We start from the raw sequence: 16,851 nt of genomic DNA on the forward strand, positions 1-16,851 counted from the left end.
CCCGGCGTGGACGCACGCAATAGGCCCGGCGTGGACGCACGCAATAGGCTTGCGACGCTACGCTCGTGGCATGGCTGAGGTCCGTGTGGGCATATCCGGTTGGACGTACGCCGGCTGGCGCGGCGACTTCTACCCGGAAGGACTCGCCCACCGCAAGGAGTTGGCTTATGCCGCTGGGAAATTGACGTCCATCGAAATCAATGGATCCTTCTATTCGTTGCAGCGGCCGACGAGTTACGCGAAGTGGCGAGACGAAACTCCGGACGATTTCGTATTCGCAGTGAAGGGCGGGCGCTACATCACCCATATGAAAAGACTCGTCGGGGCCGAGAGCGCGCTGGCGAACTTCTTCGCCTCCGGTGTGCTCGCGCTCGGTCCCAAGCTCGGACCGATTCTGTGGCAACTTCCTCCCACACTCGGATACGACGCCGGCGTCCTGGCCGACTTCTTCGAACAGTTGCCCCGCACCACCGAGGAGGCGGCGAAGCTCGCGCGCCACCACGACGAGAAACTCGGCGAGGACAGGGTGTTGACGGAGACCGACGCCGATCGTCCTCTGCGCCATGCGCTCGAGGTTCGTCACCACAGCTTCGACGCGGACGACGCCAAAGATCTGCTGCGCGCCCACCACATCGCGTTCGTCGTCGCCGACACCGCCGGCCGGTACCCGTTGGTGGACGTTCCCACCAGCGACTTCGTGTATGCCCGACTGCATGGTGACACCGAGCTGTATGCCAGCGGCTACAGCGACGAGGCGCTGGACGAATGGGCTCGCAGAATCGAGGTTCGACTGGAAGAGGGGCTCGATGCGTTCGTCTATTTCGACAACGACATGAAGGGCTACGCGCCCTTCGATGCGATGCGCCTGCTGGAGCGCTTGGGCGGAAGATGACGTGTCGGTGCTGCGTGGGAACGTGGACACCGCAGCTGCCGCCGGACGAGAAGAGGAACCATCGATGTGGCCCACCCATTGGCCGCGGACCGCGCGTGAGATCGCCGAGGCGATCGACTCCGGTGTCGCGGCGGCCCGAGCATCGGCCGAAGCGGGTGTGCGGTCGGCGGCAGACGAGCTGGCGGCGCTGCCTCTGGAGCAGGTGGGTGCGGTCTCTGCCGCGATCGTCCGCGAACTTCTCGAGACCGTGCATCCGGATGGTCTGACGGGCGAGGACGTGCAGGACGTTCTCACGCGGTGCGTACGGTCGGCGTCCGTCTGGTTCCCCACCGTGGAGGTCGATTCCCTGGTTTTCGTGCTCACCGGCGCGCTCGGCGTCGCGGATGTCGAGGAAACACCGACACGGCCCGGGCATACCGCCGAGGCGTCGATCCTGTTGATCTCGGATCTACTCGGGACAGCGGAGGCTCCGGCCGACGGCTACATCAGGCGGGCCCTCGACGAGATCGCCCGGGCCGAAACGGTGGAGATGCCCTGACTATGGGGTGGAGATGCCATGACGGCCTATGGTCGAACCCGGGACTCGACGTTGACGGCGATCCGGCGAAGTAGCCCGGCGAGTACTCCGAGTTCGTTCTCGTCGAGACCGGAGAGAAACTGCCGGTCGCGCTCGACACGTTTCGGGAATTCGGCGTCGACGAGTGCGCGTCCGGCTTCGGTGATGTGGATGAGTACCACGCGGCCGTCGCGCTCGAACGGCAGTCGTTCCACCAGTCCGGCACGGGTCAGTCGATCCACCTGTTTGGTGGTGGATGCCCCGCTCGCCATCGTCACGGCGGTCACCTCGCTGGCCCGGAGCGGACGATCGGCGCGGGCAAGCGCGCACAGAACCTCGAATTCGGCGCGAGAGACGCCCGCCGCATCCAGCGATCGATCGAGTTGGTGCAGGGCCTGTGATCCGATGCGGGTGATACGGCCCATCACCTCGATCGGTGAGGTGTCGACGTCCGGGTAGGTCGCGGCCCATTCACGTCGGACGCGATCGATGAAATCCTCATCCGGGTCGATTACGGGGCTCATGCGTTCATCGTAGCGACCAACTTCACAGTAGTTTATAACTGTTTTACTAGTGAAATATCTGTACGATCGCGTTATGCAGGCCTCCCCCCGACTCTCTTCTTCACCCGGTCGGTTCCATCACACGCGCGGTGCACTCGCGCACTCGGTGGCGCCATCGACCTGGCGTCGCGCGTTCGAGGTCCGGCCTGTCGATGCCACCACCGCTGTCGCACTGCGCGTCGGGGCGGCGACGGCTGCGGTACTGGTGGCCGGGGGTCTTCTCGGGCACCAGGAGCTCGCCGGCCTCGCGTCACTCGGCGCGTTGACCTCGGCGTTCGCCCGTAACGAGCCGTACCCGCGGCTGGCGCGGAAGCTGGCGGTCGTCGGCGCCGCGCTCATCGCCTACGTCGCGGGTGGTGCGCTGCTCGGCGCGACTGGTGTACCGCTCGGAGTGCAGGTAGCGCTGATGGCGGTGGCGGCGGGCGGTGCCGCCTGGATACTGGGCGGCTTCCGTATCGTCGGTCCCGGACCGGTCATCCTGATCTTCGCCGCCACGGCCGCGGTCGGTTACGCCACCGAAGTCTCCGACCTCGTGCCGGCGGTATCGGCGGTGACGCTGGGGGTCGTCGTGGGCTGGGGGGTCGCGATGATGCCGTGCCTGTTCGTTCCCCTGGGTCCGGCCCGGCTCGCGGTGGCACGGGCGCTCGCCGCGGTGTCCGCGTTGGAATCCGATCGCCGAGAGGCGTCGGTGGAATCGGCGCGTCAGGCCGTCGCGCACGCGCGGGACGTGATCGCGCACAGCGGCTGGCATCATGAAGCGCACCGGCAGCAACTCGCAGATCTGCTCGCCGACACGGATACCGCGATCGAGCGGTGGACACACGATCGTGACGTCGAGCAGCTACGCGTCGTTGTCGAGCACGAGAGTGCACTCCGTAAGATCAGGCGCCGCACAGATATTGCGGCGACCGGTGCTTCCGGGGTCCCGCTTCCGGGCGCGGAGAGCTTTCTGCGTTCCGGGTTGCGCGGCATGGCTTCCCGGCCGCTGACGGCAGACTCCGCTCGTGTCGTCGTTGCGGCGGCCCTCTCCGGATGGGTCTGTATCGCAGCCGGTTTCGATCACCCGCTGTGGGCGTCCATGGGTGCGATGGCGGCGATGCAGGGGCTGAATTTCAGTCACACTGTGCAGCGGGCAATTCAGCGTCTGCTCGGAAATGTGGGCGGTGCCGTCATCGCAGCAGTGTTGATCGCCGCCGCGCTCGGATACTGGCAGACCGTGGTCGTCATCGTCGTCCTGCAGACGGTCACCGAGTTGATGGTCGTCAAGAACTATGCCTTCGCGTCGACAGCCGTCACGCCCATGGCGCTGCTACTGACCGGTTTGGGATCCGCGGTGACAGCCGACATCGCGCTCAGCCGCGTCGCGGACACTCTGGTCGGTGTGGTGATCGGTGTCGTCGTGGCGGCGGTGACGATAAGCCGCGCCGACTACCATCACGTGCGGGCCCGGCCGCGTCCGTAGGCTCGGGCCAACAGACGATCGGGAGGCTGAACATGGTTTCTCCGACGGGATCCGGCGCGAGACGGGAGCCGAGTCCCCGCGACCTCCGCCGGTGGCGTCGCTACCTGGCCGACGAGCGCGCCGAGGCCGCCGTCTACCGCGACCTCGCGAAACGGCGGACAGGGGAGGAACGCGAGATCCTGCTCGCGCTGGCCGACGCCGAAGGTCGTCACGAGGAGCACTGGCGCGTACTGCTCGGGGACGACGTGGGCAAGCCCGTACGCGGTGATCTCCGGACCCGACTCCTCGGCGTCCTGGCCCGCCGTTTCGGTTCGGTGTTCGTCCTCGCTCTCGCACAACGGGCGGAGACTCGTTCGCCCTATCCCACGGACATCGACGCCACCGACGCCATGGGCGCCGACGAGCAGATCCACGAGGAAGTGGTTCGTGCACTCGCCGCACGTGGTCGAAACCGGCTCTCCGGCACCTTTCGTGCGGCCGTGTTCGGTGCCAACGACGGGCTGGTGAGCAACCTGGCTCTCGTCCTCGGTATCAGTGGCAGCGGGGTATCGAATCACATCATTCTGCTGACGGGCCTCGCCGGACTGCTCGCAGGTGCACTGTCGATGGGTGCGGGCGAATACGTGTCGGTGCGATCCCAGCGTGAACTCCTCGAGGCGTCGGCACCCGGGCACACGGCCCATGAGGTCCTGCCCCTCCTCGACGTCGACGCGAACGAGTTGGCGCTGGTGTACCGGGCGCGCGGCATGACCGCGGACGAAGCCGAGGAGCATGCGTCCGAGGTCCTGCGGAGTTCCCGGCCGCCCCTGCCGATATCGGGAGGGAATCTCGACCACGAGGTCGTCGGAACCGGTCTCGGTGCGGCGACCTCGAGTTTCTGTTTCTTCGCCTCCGGTGCGGTGATCCCGGTGCTGCCGTTTCTGTTCGGGATGGAAGGCACCGCCGCCCTGGTTGTGGCGGCAGCGCTCGTGGGCATCGCTCTGCTCGGAACAGGCCTGGTGGTGGGACTGCTGTCGGGCGGGCCACCGATCAAAAGGGCGCTGCGACAACTGGCGATCGGGTACGGGGCAGCCGCCGTCACCTATGCGCTCGGGATGCTCTTCGGTACGGGGTGACATCCGGCCGGGCAGAAAAAAGAGAGTGGGCGTCCTCTTTCTTCTGCTACGCTGCGATCACACTATGACGGAGGTCACATGAACGGCGATTTCGACCTGGTTGTGCGCGGCGGACTGTGGTTCGACGGTTCGGGTGCACCCGGCGCGGTACGCGATCTCGGGATCCGAGACCAGCGGGTGGTGCAGGTCAGCGCCGACCCGCTGCCGATCGGCGAGCGCACCCAGGTGGTCGACGCCGCCGGCAAATGGGTGATGCCCGGCTTCATCGACGTCCACACCCACTACGACGCCGAGATTCTGCTCGCGCCCGGGTTGAACGAATCCGTCCGGCACGGGGTCACGACCGTGCTGGTCGGCAACTGTTCACTCTCGACGGTCTACTCGGACCCCGTCGATATCGCCGACCTGTTCAGTCGCGTCGAAGCGCTCCCGCGTGACCACGTGCTCGCCGCGATGAAGGACGGAAAATCCTGGTCGTCGCCGTCGGAGTACATCGACGCCATCGAGGCACTCCCGCTCGGCCCGAACGTGGCCTCCTTTCTGGGGCACTCGGATCTGCGCGCGCACGTGATGGGCCTGGGCCGTTCGACAGATCCCGCCCACCGCCCCACCCGGAGCGAGATGAACCGGATGGTGAAGGCGGTCGAAGAAGCGATGGACGCCGGGTTCCTCGGATTGTCGACGATGACCAATCCGTGGGACAAGCTGGACGGCGACCGTTACCGCTCCCGGCAGTTGCCGTCGACCTACGCGAAATGGAAGGAACGCCGCCGACTCCACAAGGTGTTGCGGCGCAGGAAAGGGGTACTGCAGGCCATCCCCAATCTGAACACCAAGTACGACCTCGTGTTCTTCGCGGGCGCCAGCACCGGACTGGGCCGCACCCCGCTCAAGGTCTCACTGCTCGCCGCCGCCGACCCCAAGTCGGATCCGTGGCTGCACAGAATCTTCGGACCCATCTCGAGGCTGACGAACGATGTCGGCAAGGGCATGCTCCGGTGGCAGCACCTCCCCACCCCGTTCCGGGTGTACTCGGACGGAATCGACCTCGTGGTGTTCGAGGAGTTCGGATCCGGGCGCGAGGCCCTGCATCTCAAGGAGGAAATGGGCCGCAACGACCTGCTGTCGGACGAGGGTTACCGCCGCTGGTTCCGCAGAGACTTCGAGAAGCGGTTCTCGTCGCGCGTGTGGCACCGGGACTTCGACGACGCGTTCATCACGGAATGCCCCGACGAGTCGCTGGTCGGAAAGAGTATCGGCGACGTGGCGCGGGACCGCAGGATTCACGCGGTCGATGCCTTCCTGGACCTGGTCGTGGAGCACGGCACGGCATTTCGGTGGACCACGGTCATCACCAATCACCGTCCCGAGATTCTCAACCGCCTCATCAACCAGCCCGGTGTGACGGTGGGCTTCTCGGACGCGGGCGCGCATCTGCGCAATATGGCGTTCTACAACTACGGGATCCAGATGCTGCGACGGATCTCGGAATTCGAGGGCCGCGGCGAGCCGGTCATGCCGCTCGGTGAAGCCGTCTACAAGCTCACCGGTGAGATCGGCGAGTTCTACGGCGTGGATGCGGGACGGCTCCAGATCGGCGACCGTGCGGACATCGTCGTCGTCGACCCAGCCGGGCTGGACGAGGAGACCGAACGCTACGCGGAGGCCCCGATGGAGGAATTCGGTGGGCTCAAGCGGATGGTCAATCGCAACGACAAGGCCGTCACCGCGACCGTCGTCGCCGGTGAGGTGGTCTACCGCAGCGGTGACTTCGTCCCCGGATACGGCTCCACCGTCGGTCCGGGCCGGTTCCTGCGGGCCGGCGAGCCACGCGGAACAGTTCGCGCCGGAAAGCGGCCGGGCGCAGGGGTCTCCGTGTGAGCGGATCCGTCGCCGCGCCCCGCCGCACGCAACAGGAACGTCGAGAACAGACCATTGCCAAGATTCTCACCGCCGCGGTGGTGAGCCTGGGGGAGCGCGGCTACGCCGCGACCACCATGCAGGAGGTCTGCCATCGCTCCGGAGTGTCCTCGGGTGGTCTGTTCCGGCATTTCCCCACCCGGGTCGATCTGATGGTGGCCGCCGCGAATCATGTTCGCGCACAGCAATTCGAGAACTTCCGGTCCGCGCTCGAACGGGTCGACCCCGCGTCGATGGTCGACTGCCTGCGCCTGCTCCGCGCCGCGTGCCGCGCCCCGATCAACTCCGCATGGTACGAGTTGCTCGGCGCTGCTCGTACCGATACCGAACTGCGCGAACGTATTGCCACTGTCGCGGTCGAATATCATGCGGAGATAGCTGCGTTCGCGCGGACGCTGCCTGCCGCCGCGAACATTCCGAGCGCGCACCTCGATGCCGTGCTCTTCACAGCGGTGCATTTGTTCGATGGCGAAGCCGTGTCGAGTGTGCTCGACCCTCAACCGGATCAGGACGAACTGAGGCTGCAGATGCTCGCGCGGGCCCTGTCAGGCGGCTCCCTGTACGAGTGACGCCGCTGGTCGCGGGAGTCAACCCCCGGCGCGAGGGCGTGGAAACCGGTGATAACCGCTGGTCGGTGCTATGGTCCGCTCGGGATGTGCGCAGCTGCGTTGTCGTCCGGCGAGTCGATGGAGGGTCGGATGTCCAAGAGGTGGGTCGCCACGGCCGCCGCGGTGCTGATCGGGGCCGCGTACTCGGGCTCGGGTGTAGCGGGAGCCGAGCCCGTTCCGTTGCCGAACGGAGTGCCGGGAAGCGGCCCGTGCTCCACTGACCACTCCAACGAGGTGGCGTCGATCATCCCGGAGAACGTCGAGATTCCCATCCCGTATCCCGCGATCACCACGGTGCCGTATCCGGCGCCGGTCCCGGAACAGATCCGGATCGACACGCCGCCGCTGCCCCTGAACCCGTGCACCGACCCCTGCCCGGACCTGACCGATGAGACGGACACCGATTCCGGGAACCTGTCGAGCGCACTGAACATTCCGAAGGTGGGTGTGAAATTCACGCCCTTCTATTTCGGGATTCCGGTACCGGGCGCGGACATCGAGATCCCGCCGGCACCGGAGGTAGTCCACCCGGCCACGGTCGAAGCGCCGCGAAGCCCGGCTCCCCCCACGCCCCGCATCGGTGAGGTCACGCGAGTGGCCAAGGTGACCGGAGCCGGTTCCACGAGCCGGACCGACAAGCGGTACCAGGTGATGGGCACCGACCTCGGGATCATGTGGGAGAGCGCACCCGACCAGATAGCGGTGGCGTTCGGTGACACGATCGGCAAGGGTTTCCATCCGCCCGGCGGTCAGGGAGAGGACTGGCGCAGCAATGTGCTGGGTTTCAGTTCCGACCGCAACCTCGCCGACGGCATGAGCCTCGACAGCATGGTGCAGGACAGCCGTTGCCACGCGGCCGAACTTCTGAGCAGCCGCAAGCTGGATAACGTGGAGATCACCACAATTCCCACCTCCGGTTTCGCCATCGGCGATCGCCAGTACATGAGCTACATGTCGATCCGCACGTGGAACAGCATCCCCACCACGTGGTGGACCAACTACGGTGGCATCGCGTACTCCGACGACGGTGGCTCCACATGGACCAAGGATCCGCATGCCAAGTGGGAGAACATCTTCGGTGTGTCGAAGTTTCAGGTGGCGTCCATGGTGCCCCACGGCGACTACGTGTACATGTTCGGCACCCGAAACACCCGGTTGGGTGACGTGGGGCTCGCACGGGTTCCCAAGGACCAGGTGCTGAACACCACCGCCTACCAGTACTGGACGGACGGCAACTGGACGCCGGTCGGCGGATACACGGAGGCTTCGACGGTGGTGAAGGCGCCGGCCGCCGAGTTGTCCGTCCGCTTCGACGAGGCCACCGGCAAGTGGCAGATGGCGTACCTCGACACGCTGAAGGCGGCGATCGTGCTGCGGGAGTCCGATTCACCGCAGGGGTTGTGGTCAGAGGGTGCACCCATGGTCAGCGTGACCGACTACCCCGAACTGTACGGCGGGTTCATCCACCCGTGGTCGAGCGGAGACGACCTGTACTTCACACTCTCCACCTGGTCGGACTACAACGTCTTCCTGATGCGGGCGAAGCGAGAATAGTTCGGCGAGTGCTCGTACTCGACCTCTACCGTGCCAGCGCCCGGCCCGCGGCACGCCCGGAAAAGATGCACCCGCCGAGGAAGGTTCCCTCGAGAGCGCTGTATCCGTGGACACCACCACCGCCGAACCCCGACACTTCACCGGCGGCGTAGAGACCCGGGAAGGGTGTGCCGTCGGAACGGATCACCTGCGAGTCGAGGTTCGTCTCGAGGCCGCCGAGAGTCTTGCGCGACAGCAGGTGCAGGCGGACCGCGATGAGGGGACCGTTCTTGGGGTCGAGCAGTTCGTGCGGGCTGACGACGCGGGTGAGTTTCTCGGTGAGGACACCGCGCGCGTTCCGGATCGCCATGATCTGGAAGTCCTTGCTGTAACTGTTCTTCACCTCGCGGTCGCGGGCGACGATCTCACGTTCGAGGTCTTCGAACGCGAGCAGGGGTTGCGGGGTGAGTGCGTTCATGCCGTCGACGAGATCGCGGAGATTGTCGCGAACCACGAAATCGGCGCCGTGCTGTTTGAACGCCTCGACCGGTCCCGGTGCACCTTTCCTGAGCCGCTCGGCGAGCAGTTTGAAGTCGCGGCCGGTGATGTCGGGATTCTGCTCGGACCCCGACAGTGCGAATTCCTTCTCGATGATCTTCTGGTCGAGAACGAACCACGTGTAGTCGTGGCCGCTCTTTGTGATGTAGTCGAGTGTGCCCAGGGTGTCGAAGCCGGGAAAGTTGGGACTGGGCAGTCGTTTTCCGGTGGCATCGAACCACATCGACGACGGTCCGGGAATGATCCGGATGCCATGGTTCGGCCAGATCGGATCCCAGTTCCGGACACCTTCGGTGTAGTGCCACATGCGGTCGCGGTTCACGATGTTACCGCCGGCGCTCTCGGTGATCTCGAGCATTCGGCCGTCCACGTGCGCGGGTACACCGGAGAGCATGTTCTCGGGGGCCTTGCCCAGGCGAGGCGGCCAGTTCTTCTTGATGAGTTCCGGATTGCCGCCGATCCCGCCGGAGGTGACGACGACGGCCTGCGCGGCGAACTCGAACTCGCCGATCGCGGTGCGTGAACTCTTCACACCGCGAGGCTCGGCAGAGGGTTCCAGGACAGTTCCGCGCACACCGGTGGCGGCGCCATCGGTCACGACGATCTCGTCCACCTGATGGCGATGTTTGAAGGTGACCAGTCCCCGTTGCGAGGCGGCGAGGACACGTGTGAGGAACACCTCGACGACACCCGGTCCGGTGCCCCAGGTGATATGGAAGCGGGGAACCGAATTTCCCTGTCCGAGAGCCGAACCCCGTCCTCGCTCCGCCCACCCGACATTGGGCATGAGGCGCAGGCCGAGGTCGTGGAGGTACCGGCGTTTCTCACCGGAAGCGAACTCTACGTAGGCCTGCGCCCACTGACGCGGCCAGTGGTCCTGACGTTCGCGGTCGAACGCGGCGGTGCCCATCCAGTCCTGGAGAGCGAGTTCGAAGGAGTCCTTGATGCCGAGGCGTCGCTGCTCCGGGGTGTCGACCAGGAACAGTCCGCCGAGCGACCAGAAAGCCTGTCCGCCCAGGTTGGTGGAGTTCTCCTGGTCGACCACCAGGACCTTGCGGCCGGCCTTGACCATCTCGTACGTGGCGACGAGTCCGGCCAGGCCAGCGCCGACGACGATGACATCAGCTTGTTCGGTCACGAGAATTCCTCTTCCTGGGGATGGGTGGGGTCGCTACTGTGCTCGCGGGTGTGCCCAGCCCCCTTGGCAAGTTCCCTCCCGAAGCATCCGAACCACGACAACGAATCCGATGCGTCAGCGTATCGGATCAGCCGGTTGGGGCGAGGATTTCCCTCATCGGCGTACTCGATAACCAAATCTATCCATATCTACCTTTGATTGCAGATATGGATAGATTTGCGTACAGATCGTTCTCCGATGCTCGGAGGGCTGGCCTTTTCGGATCGATCCACCCATAATCACCCTGTGGCCCAAGTTACTGTAACTCCGAGTGCACTCATCCTTGCTCAGTCTGCTGAGGAGGGCGGCGGTGCGGAGCTGGACCAGATCATCGGGATCTCGGTCGCGACGGCGATCATCACAGTGGCCCTGCTCTGGATCGCCTACCTGCACCGCACCCGCAAAATAACCTGGCTGCAGTCGACGGCCGACTGGGCGAGCCGCGTGATGGATCGCCCCCCGTGGGTGGCGCTTCCCCTGCTGACGTTTCTCGGCACGATTCTGACCGCGTTCTTCGGCTTCATCTGGGATGTGAGCCTGCACATCGGCCGCGGCCGCGACGACGGTCCGCTCGCGAATCCGGCCCACTACTTCATCCTCGTCGGACTCTTCCTTCTCTTCGTCACGGGGATGCTGGCCATGATCCTGCCCCGGGACGAGAAGCCCGGTCCCGCCGCCATCAGCATCACCCGCACCTGGTCCGTCCCGGTCGGCGGCGTGCTGGTGGCGGGTGCCGGGTTGTACGCGCTCATCGGATTCCCGCTCGACGACGTCTGGCATCGGATCTTCGGTCAGGACGTCACCCTGTGGGGTCCGACGCATCTCATGCTCATCGGTGGTGCCGGACTGTCCCTCATCGGCGTGCTTCTTCTCGACTACGAGGGCCGGATGGCGGGTGCCGGCGCCACGACCCCCGACAGCAGGTTCGTCTGGTTCATGCGGTGCTTCACCTTCGGTGGCCTGCTCATCGGTCTGTCCGTCTTCCAGATCGAGTACGACTTCGGTGTCGAGCAGTTCCGGCTGGTGCTGCAACCGATGATGATTGCCGGCGCCGCCGCGTTCACCCTGATCGCGGCGCGGATCGCCCTCGGCCCCTTCTCGGCCGTCATCGCTGTGCTCCTCGCCGCTGCCGTCCGGGGGATCACCGCGCTGTTGGTGGGCCCGGTGCTCGGGGCGCCCACCAATGTCTTCGAGCTGTGCCTCGGCGCTGCGGTGGTCGTAGAGCTGCTCGCGCTGACGCCGCTGATCAAGAATCGGGTGGCTTTCGGGGTGGTGGCGGGTCTGCTGGTCGCCACCGTCGGGCTGTGGCTCGAATCCCGGTGGATCGACGCCGTGTACATCTACCCGTGGCCCACCAGCATGTGGCCCGAGGCGCTGGCCATGGCGGTGCCGGTGGGTATCGCGGCGGGGGCGTCCGGTGCGCTGCTGGCGCGAGTGCTGCGAACCGAGGGCCTTCCGCGCCCGGCGATCAGCCGCAGTATTGTGATCGCCACGATCCTTGTGGTGGGCGCCGCGACGGCCAACGGCCTCATCGCCACCGTTCCGGAGAATGCGACAGCCACCATCGACCTCACCGAGGCGACGCCCGAGGGCGGACGCATGGTGAACGCGGAGGTCCGAATCGACCCGCCGGATCTCGTGAGCGCCGATCCGGCGTGGGTGTCCATCCTGTCGTGGCAGGGTGGACCCGAACTGGACAACGGCTTCACGGTCGACCTCCTCGAGCGCACCGGGCCAGGGACCTACCGGACCAATGAGCCGGTGCCGGTCCACGGCACCTGGAAGACGTTGCTGCGCGTGCAGGACGGCCGGACCATGACGGCGGTGCCCATCTACCTGCCCGCCGACCCGGGGATCGGTGCCGAGGAGTTACCGGCGCTCACCTCGTCCACCCGCGAATTCGTTCCGGAGATCACTATTCTGCAGCGGGAGCGGAACTTCGATCACCCGTCATGGTTGTTCGGAGCGGCATCGCTCGTCGTACTGGCGTGCACCCTCGCTCTGATCGCGGCGCTGGCCTGGGGTGCGGGCCGGATCAGCCGATACACGAGCGGTCAGCACGCGCGGGACACACGTGAGGGCGTCGACGTCACATGAATACGACGCCCGATCCCGATGTCGTCTATCTCGCCGACCACTCGGTGTTGCTGGCGATCCCCGCGTTCGTCCCCGCGTTCCTGATCGTCGGCTTCATCATCTTCCTCGCCGTCCGTGATCGAAAGGCGGAGGCGACCGAGAATGCCGACCAGGCGAAGAGGGGCGACGCCGACGAGAAGGGCGAGGAGGACTAGATGACCAGACGGCTTGCCGGCCTGTTCGCAGTCCCAGCCATCGCACTGATGTCGGTCGCATTGATGTCGGTGACAGGGTGTGGATCCGAGGCAGATGCTCCGGCAGACCTCGGTGTCGTGATCGACGTCCGGATCAGCGGCGGTACGGTCACGCCCAGCAACGAGCGCATCGACGCGACAGTGGGGCGGCCCGTCGCGGTGCGCGTGGACAGTGACGCCGACGACGAACTGCACGTCCATGCGGTACCGGAGAAGTCGTTCGAGATCCGGCCCGGGGCAGGCCAGGAGTTCCGGTTCACGGTGGATGTTCCGGGGCAGGTGACGCTCGAACTTCATGAGACCGGCACGACGGTGGCGACGCTGCTCGTGCGTCCATGACGATTGTTCTTGCGCATGGTCTCGGCGGATCCACCGACCTTCCCATTCCCTTCACCTATGTGCTGATCGGGGCGACCTGGGCACTTGCGGTGTCGTTTGCGGTGCTCGCGTTCGCGTGGCGCACACCCAAGCTGGATCCGGACAGTCCGGGCCATTCGTTGCCGATCTGGGTGACTCGGTTCGCTGATTCACCGGTCACCCGGAACGTGTTGTCCGCCTTGGCTCTGCTGTTCACGATCTGGGTCGGGGTCGCGGCATTCTTCGGGCCGGCGGAGTCGACGGCGAACGCGTTGCCGGGTGTGTTCTATGTGGTGCTCTGGGTGGGTCTGGTCGTGGTGTCGCTGGCCGTCGGCCCGATCTGGCGCGTGCTGTCTCCGGTGCGCACGATGCATCGTCTGGTCTGTGCGGCACGAGGGCGTCCCACATCGGCCGGCAACTCGAGGTATCGCACCTCCTGGGGATACCGGCCCGCCGTCCTGGGACTGTTCGCGTTCGTCTGGCTCGAGCTGGCCTGGGACGACCCGGGTTCGGTGGCGGCCGTGCGCACCTGGTGCGTGGTATACCTCGTCGTCACGTCGGCGGGTGCCTTCGTCTTCGGGGAACGCTGGTGTGAACGGGGAGACCCGTTCGAGGTGTACAGCACTCTCGCGTCGAAACTGTCGCCGTTGAGTCGCAGACGCGACGACGGCCGGATCGTTCTCCGCAATCCGCTGGACCACCTCGGCTCGATGCCGGTCCGGGCGGGTTCGGTGGCGCTGATGGCAACCCTGCTGGGATCCACCGCATTCGACAGCTTCTCGGCCTTTCCATGGTGGTCCCGCACGGTGGACGGCTTCGACGGCGCGGCGGCGACTCTCGCGCGCACAGCAGGGCTCCTCACCTTCATCTGCTTCGTCGGAGTGTCGTTCTGGTTGGCCGCGAGGGCGACGGGTGGCCTGAGCGGCCGGCAGCGCGCGGGGTTACCCGGACAGCTGTCGCACTCACTGATTCCGATCGTCATCGGCTACGTCTTCGCGCACTATCTGACGTACCTGGTGGAGAAGGGTCAGGCCACAGCGATTCTGCTGGCCGACCCGCTGGGTCGCGGCTGGAATGTGCTGGGCCTCGGCAACGCGGAGGTGGCATACGTGCTGTCGGAGCATCCCGGCGCAACGGCCTCGATCAAGGTGCTCTGCGTGGTGACCGGGCACATCCTGGGAGTGATTGCCGCCCACGACAAATCCGTGAGCGTGCTGCCTCGGAACCATCAGCTCACCGGACAGCTGGCACTGCTGCTCACCATGGTGACCTACACCTTCGGTGGGCTGTACCTGCTGTTCGGAGGCTGACGCCCCCCGCGAAGAACTAGCGCGCCAAAACCACGGCAGCTTCCGCGGTGAGCGAGGAGAACGTGAACGTCTCTTCGAGGTAGAGGGTGACCTCGGTGGCGGTGTGACTGTCGTAGCCGATGGACAGGTCGGTGCCGAGCGTGAGTTGGTTGTCGCCGCCGCGGGTGGACAGCACGTAACCGCCGCGAATGGCCGGAGCCCAGATGATGTCGCCGGTGACGAGGTCACGCAGGTGGTGGAACACCGGATGTCCCTCGTCACGGGTTTCGCTGACCGCGGTGTAGGCATCAGCGTCCAGGACGACCGAGTACGGACCCTCGACACCGGCCAGGCGCAGCGCGGAGAGGGCGGAAGCCACGGCGTCCGGGAAGAGGAGCGGATCCTCGGGAAGGGACAGCGCCGGATTGTTACTGGAGGGGCCGAGCCCGTGGATACCGGCCTCCGCGTACCCCTCGAACACGGACTGATCCTCGGCGAACGCGATGGCCTTGGCCGCATCCTTGACGGGCTGCCAGTCGGAGTCGAGTGAGCCGCGGGCGACGTCGTCGACCTCGGCGCGGCTCAGGGTGAACGGGAACCGCAGTTCGACCAGCGGATGCACCTGCCGCAACTGCGCGCGAATCCTGCCGTCCGAGGTGGTGATCGGCTGGACTCGGCCCAGGTTGTGGGCGGAGTAGGAATAGCCGAAGGGTCCTGCGACGTCGACGACACGGCGACCCGCCACATGCCGCTTGAACGTGCGAGCGGCCTCTTCGCCGATCTGCTGCCAGGCGGCCTCCGTGACGGGGGCCAGATTCCGGTGCAGATTGCTCGAGTCGGTCATTGCGACACTCCTTTGAGACCACCAATTTTGAGGGACAGATCGTGCGGTCCGGCATGCGCCGGGTCTTCGGTGGTGATCGACTCGCCGGCGTCCGGTTCGTTGCCCAGCGACTCGAGAACCTCGCGGCTCGGCACGAAGAAGAGGGTGCCGGTGACCGCAGTCGAGAAATCGAGAATGCGGTCGTAGTTGCCGGGGGGATCGCCGAGGAACATCCGCCGCAGCATCAGTTCGGTGACGGCGGGATCCTTCGCGTAGCCGATGAAGTACGTGCCGTACTCGGCCTCGCCGAGGCTGCCGAACGGCATGTTGTCGCGCAGGATGTCGTGTTCGACGCCGTCGTCGTCGACGATCGTGTTCAACGCGACGTGCGAGTTGCCGGGTTTGGCATCGTCGTCGAGTTCGATGTTCTCGAGCTTGGTGCGCCCGATCACCCGCTCCTGCTCCTCGGTACCCAGCGAGTTCCACGCGGCCATGTCGTGGAGGTACTTCTGGACGATCACGTAGCTGCCGCCCCGGAAAGCCACATCCTCGTCGCCGATGTAGGCGGCATCCTCGGCGTCGGCGTCGGTGGGATTCTCGGTGCCGTCGACGAATCCGAGGAGATCACGGGCGTCGAAATAGCGGAAACCGTGCACCTCGTCGGCCACGGTGGCGGCAGTCCCCAGCGCGGTCATGATCTGCCGGCCGAGTTCGAAACACAAGTCGGCGCGGGCGGCCTTGATATGGAACAGGACGTCACCGGGTGTGGCGGGGGCACTGTGCACCGGTCCCGTCAACGGTACGAACGGATGCAGGCCCGCCGGTGTGCGGGAGGGGCCGATCCGATCCCAGAACGCTGCACCGATCCCGATCACGCAGGACAGGGTTCCCGCGAGTTCGCGAAATCCCACAGCCTTGATCAACCCGTCGATATCGACGACCACATCGCGCACCGTCGCGGCATCCTCGTCGGACCTGCCCACGACGACCACGAGAAAGAGCGATGCGGCCGTCGGTGGGGTGTCCACCGACTGCGGCGCGAACCGCGAGACCTGGCCTGGCATGCTGCCTCCGATCACTTCGACGAACGTCGTCGCCTCGAGGGCCGTCTTATCGAGAGCCTGCGCCCTAGTTAACCGTCTCGGACCGACAGACTCCATCGGACCCGCGCGGGCGGGTCCGACCGTTCGATCCGGGCGATAGCCCGGACACATGTCGGTGAGGTCTCCTACCCTGGAGTCATGCCCTTGTCTGTGCAGGAACGCGAACAGTTTCTGGCCGAGCCGCACATCGCGGCGCTGTCGGTTTCCGTGGGCGAGAACCGCGGGCCGCTCACCGTGCCGATCTGGTACCAGTACACGCCCGGCGGCGAGGTGTGGGTGCTGACCGGCGCGGGATCGGAGAAGGTGCGGCTCATCGAAGCTGCAGCCCGGTTCACCGTGATGGTCGATCGCCTCGAACCGACGATTCGATACGTGTCCGCAGAGGGCGCCGTCACGCGCATCGTCCCGGGTACCGACGCGATGAGCGTGGAAATGGCCCACCGGTATCTCCCCCCGGACCGGGCAGAGGCCTACCTCGCATACGCCAGGTCGGAGTTGGGTGAGCAGGTCGCCGTCCACATGCGGCCCGAGCACTGGCGTTCGGCGGATCTGGGTTCGATCTAGC

The 16,851-nt window shown here is 65.9% G+C and carries 16 protein-coding genes; 12 read left to right on the forward strand and 4 right to left on the reverse strand.

Going from position 1 to position 16,851, the window contains the following annotated elements; genetic code table 11:
• Positions 1 to 70 precede the first annotated feature (70 nt).
• Together WAW17_RS14745 and WAW17_RS14750 are read left to right on the forward strand one after the other, a co-directional pair.
• Positions 71 to 892, forward strand: coding sequence for a DUF72 domain-containing protein (locus WAW17_RS14745; protein WP_422333695.1), 822 nt, complete (start codon positions 71 to 73; stop codon positions 890 to 892).
• A gap of 64 nt (positions 893 to 956) precedes the next feature.
• Positions 957 to 1,430 (forward strand): hypothetical protein, encoded by a 474-nt coding sequence (locus tag WAW17_RS14750; RefSeq protein ID WP_422333696.1) that lies wholly within the window; start codon positions 957 to 959, stop codon positions 1,428 to 1,430.
• A 26-nt stretch (positions 1,431 to 1,456) separates the two neighbouring features.
• On the opposite strand, the gene WAW17_RS14755 is transcribed toward WAW17_RS14750, so the two are convergent.
• On the reverse strand, positions 1,457 to 1,972 hold the full coding sequence (locus WAW17_RS14755) for a MarR family winged helix-turn-helix transcriptional regulator (protein ID WP_422333697.1): 516 nt from the start codon (positions 1,970 to 1,972) through the stop codon (positions 1,457 to 1,459).
• A gap of 73 nt (positions 1,973 to 2,045) precedes the next feature.
• Between WAW17_RS14755 and WAW17_RS14760 the strand changes: the two genes are divergently transcribed.
• From WAW17_RS14760 to WAW17_RS14780, 5 genes are all read left to right on the forward strand, one after another.
• Positions 2,046 to 3,473, forward strand: coding sequence for an FUSC family protein (locus tag WAW17_RS14760; RefSeq protein WP_422333698.1), 1,428 nt, complete (start codon positions 2,046 to 2,048; stop codon positions 3,471 to 3,473).
• 32 nt (positions 3,474 to 3,505) lie between these two features.
• Positions 3,506 to 4,588, forward strand: a complete 1,083-nt coding sequence (locus WAW17_RS14765; RefSeq protein ID WP_422333699.1) for a VIT1/CCC1 transporter family protein — start codon at positions 3,506 to 3,508, stop codon at positions 4,586 to 4,588.
• A 78-nt stretch (positions 4,589 to 4,666) separates the two neighbouring features.
• Complete coding sequence (locus WAW17_RS14770) at positions 4,667 to 6,469, forward strand: N-acyl-D-amino-acid deacylase family protein (protein ID WP_422333700.1); 1,803 nt, start codon at positions 4,667 to 4,669, stop codon at positions 6,467 to 6,469.
• Positions 6,466 to 7,077, forward strand: a complete 612-nt coding sequence (locus WAW17_RS14775) for a TetR/AcrR family transcriptional regulator (RefSeq protein ID WP_422333701.1) — start codon at positions 6,466 to 6,468, stop codon at positions 7,075 to 7,077. The genes WAW17_RS14770 and WAW17_RS14775 overlap by 4 nt, the downstream gene beginning before the upstream one ends.
• A gap of 129 nt (positions 7,078 to 7,206) precedes the next feature.
• Positions 7,207 to 8,670 carry a DUF4185 domain-containing protein gene (locus tag WAW17_RS14780; RefSeq protein WP_422333702.1) on the forward strand — a complete coding sequence of 488 codons (1,464 nt, stop codon included), beginning with the start codon at positions 7,207 to 7,209 and terminating at the stop codon, positions 8,668 to 8,670.
• A gap of 25 nt (positions 8,671 to 8,695) precedes the next feature.
• On the opposite strand, the gene WAW17_RS14785 is transcribed toward WAW17_RS14780, so the two are convergent.
• The gene (locus tag WAW17_RS14785; RefSeq protein WP_422333703.1) at positions 8,696 to 10,345 is read right to left on the reverse strand and encodes an FAD-binding dehydrogenase; all 1,650 of its coding nucleotides are present in this window, start codon (positions 10,343 to 10,345) and stop codon (positions 8,696 to 8,698) included.
• A 237-nt stretch (positions 10,346 to 10,582) separates the two neighbouring features.
• Here WAW17_RS14785 and WAW17_RS14790 point away from each other — a divergent pair, with 237 nt between their 5' ends.
• The 4 genes from WAW17_RS14790 to WAW17_RS14805 are packed head-to-tail and all read left to right on the forward strand — an operon-like array spanning position 10,583 to position 14,381.
• Positions 10,583 to 12,481, forward strand: a complete 1,899-nt coding sequence (locus WAW17_RS14790; protein ID WP_422333704.1) for a hypothetical protein — start codon at positions 10,583 to 10,585, stop codon at positions 12,479 to 12,481.
• Complete coding sequence (locus tag WAW17_RS14795) at positions 12,478 to 12,675, forward strand: hypothetical protein (protein ID WP_422333705.1); 198 nt, start codon at positions 12,478 to 12,480, stop codon at positions 12,673 to 12,675. Before WAW17_RS14790 ends, WAW17_RS14795 begins: the two co-directional genes overlap by 4 nt.
• Positions 12,676 to 13,053 carry a hypothetical protein gene (locus WAW17_RS14800; RefSeq protein WP_422333706.1) on the forward strand — a complete coding sequence of 126 codons (378 nt, stop codon included), beginning with the start codon at positions 12,676 to 12,678 and terminating at the stop codon, positions 13,051 to 13,053.
• Positions 13,050 to 14,381 (forward strand): hypothetical protein, encoded by a 1,332-nt coding sequence (locus WAW17_RS14805; RefSeq protein WP_422333707.1) that lies wholly within the window; start codon positions 13,050 to 13,052, stop codon positions 14,379 to 14,381. The genes WAW17_RS14800 and WAW17_RS14805 overlap by 4 nt, the downstream gene beginning before the upstream one ends.
• A gap of 16 nt (positions 14,382 to 14,397) precedes the next feature.
• On the opposite strand, the gene WAW17_RS14810 is transcribed toward WAW17_RS14805, so the two are convergent.
• On the reverse strand, positions 14,398 to 15,204 hold the full coding sequence (locus WAW17_RS14810) for a family 1 encapsulin nanocompartment shell protein (RefSeq protein ID WP_422333708.1): 807 nt from the start codon (positions 15,202 to 15,204) through the stop codon (positions 14,398 to 14,400).
• Positions 15,201 to 16,247 (reverse strand): Dyp-type peroxidase, encoded by a 1,047-nt coding sequence (locus WAW17_RS14815; protein WP_422333709.1) that lies wholly within the window; start codon positions 16,245 to 16,247, stop codon positions 15,201 to 15,203. The genes WAW17_RS14810 and WAW17_RS14815 overlap by 4 nt, the downstream gene beginning before the upstream one ends.
• 177 nt (positions 16,248 to 16,424) lie before the next feature.
• Between WAW17_RS14815 and WAW17_RS14820 the strand changes: the two genes are divergently transcribed.
• Complete coding sequence (locus tag WAW17_RS14820; RefSeq protein ID WP_422333710.1) at positions 16,425 to 16,850, forward strand: pyridoxamine 5'-phosphate oxidase family protein; 426 nt, start codon at positions 16,425 to 16,427, stop codon at positions 16,848 to 16,850.
• Position 16,851 lies beyond the last annotated feature (1 nt).

Source organism: Rhodococcus sp. (in: high G+C Gram-positive bacteria), from assembly GCF_049286785.1.
Taxonomy (GTDB): Bacteria; Actinomycetota; Actinomycetes; order Mycobacteriales; family Mycobacteriaceae; genus Rhodococcus_F.

Bases quoted from the DNA above. Each gene is read 5' to 3' on its own strand.
- WAW17_RS14745 (WP_422333695.1), top strand. From the start codon at position 71: ATGGCTGAGGTCCGTGTGGGCATATCCGGTTGGACGTACGCCGGCTGG.
- WAW17_RS14750 (WP_422333696.1), top strand. From the start codon at position 957: ATGTGGCCCACCCATTGGCCGCGGACCGCGCGTGAGATCGCCGAGGCG.
- WAW17_RS14755 (WP_422333697.1), bottom strand. From the start codon at position 1,972: ATGAGCCCCGTAATCGACCCGGATGAGGATTTCATCGATCGCGTCCGA.
- WAW17_RS14760 (WP_422333698.1), top strand. From the start codon at position 2,046: ATGCAGGCCTCCCCCCGACTCTCTTCTTCACCCGGTCGGTTCCATCAC.
- WAW17_RS14765 (WP_422333699.1), top strand. From the start codon at position 3,506: ATGGTTTCTCCGACGGGATCCGGCGCGAGACGGGAGCCGAGTCCCCGC.
- WAW17_RS14770 (WP_422333700.1), top strand. From the start codon at position 4,667: ATGAACGGCGATTTCGACCTGGTTGTGCGCGGCGGACTGTGGTTCGAC.
- WAW17_RS14780 (WP_422333702.1), top strand. From the start codon at position 7,207: ATGTCCAAGAGGTGGGTCGCCACGGCCGCCGCGGTGCTGATCGGGGCC.
- WAW17_RS14790 (WP_422333704.1), top strand. From the start codon at position 10,583: ATGCTCGGAGGGCTGGCCTTTTCGGATCGATCCACCCATAATCACCCT.
- WAW17_RS14795 (WP_422333705.1), top strand. From the start codon at position 12,478: ATGAATACGACGCCCGATCCCGATGTCGTCTATCTCGCCGACCACTCG.
- WAW17_RS14800 (WP_422333706.1), top strand. From the start codon at position 12,676: ATGACCAGACGGCTTGCCGGCCTGTTCGCAGTCCCAGCCATCGCACTG.
- WAW17_RS14805 (WP_422333707.1), top strand. From the start codon at position 13,050: ATGACGATTGTTCTTGCGCATGGTCTCGGCGGATCCACCGACCTTCCC.
- WAW17_RS14810 (WP_422333708.1), bottom strand. From the start codon at position 15,204: ATGACCGACTCGAGCAATCTGCACCGGAATCTGGCCCCCGTCACGGAG.
- WAW17_RS14815 (WP_422333709.1), bottom strand. From the start codon at position 16,247: ATGCCAGGCCAGGTCTCGCGGTTCGCGCCGCAGTCGGTGGACACCCCA.
- WAW17_RS14820 (WP_422333710.1), top strand. From the start codon at position 16,425: ATGCCCTTGTCTGTGCAGGAACGCGAACAGTTTCTGGCCGAGCCGCAC.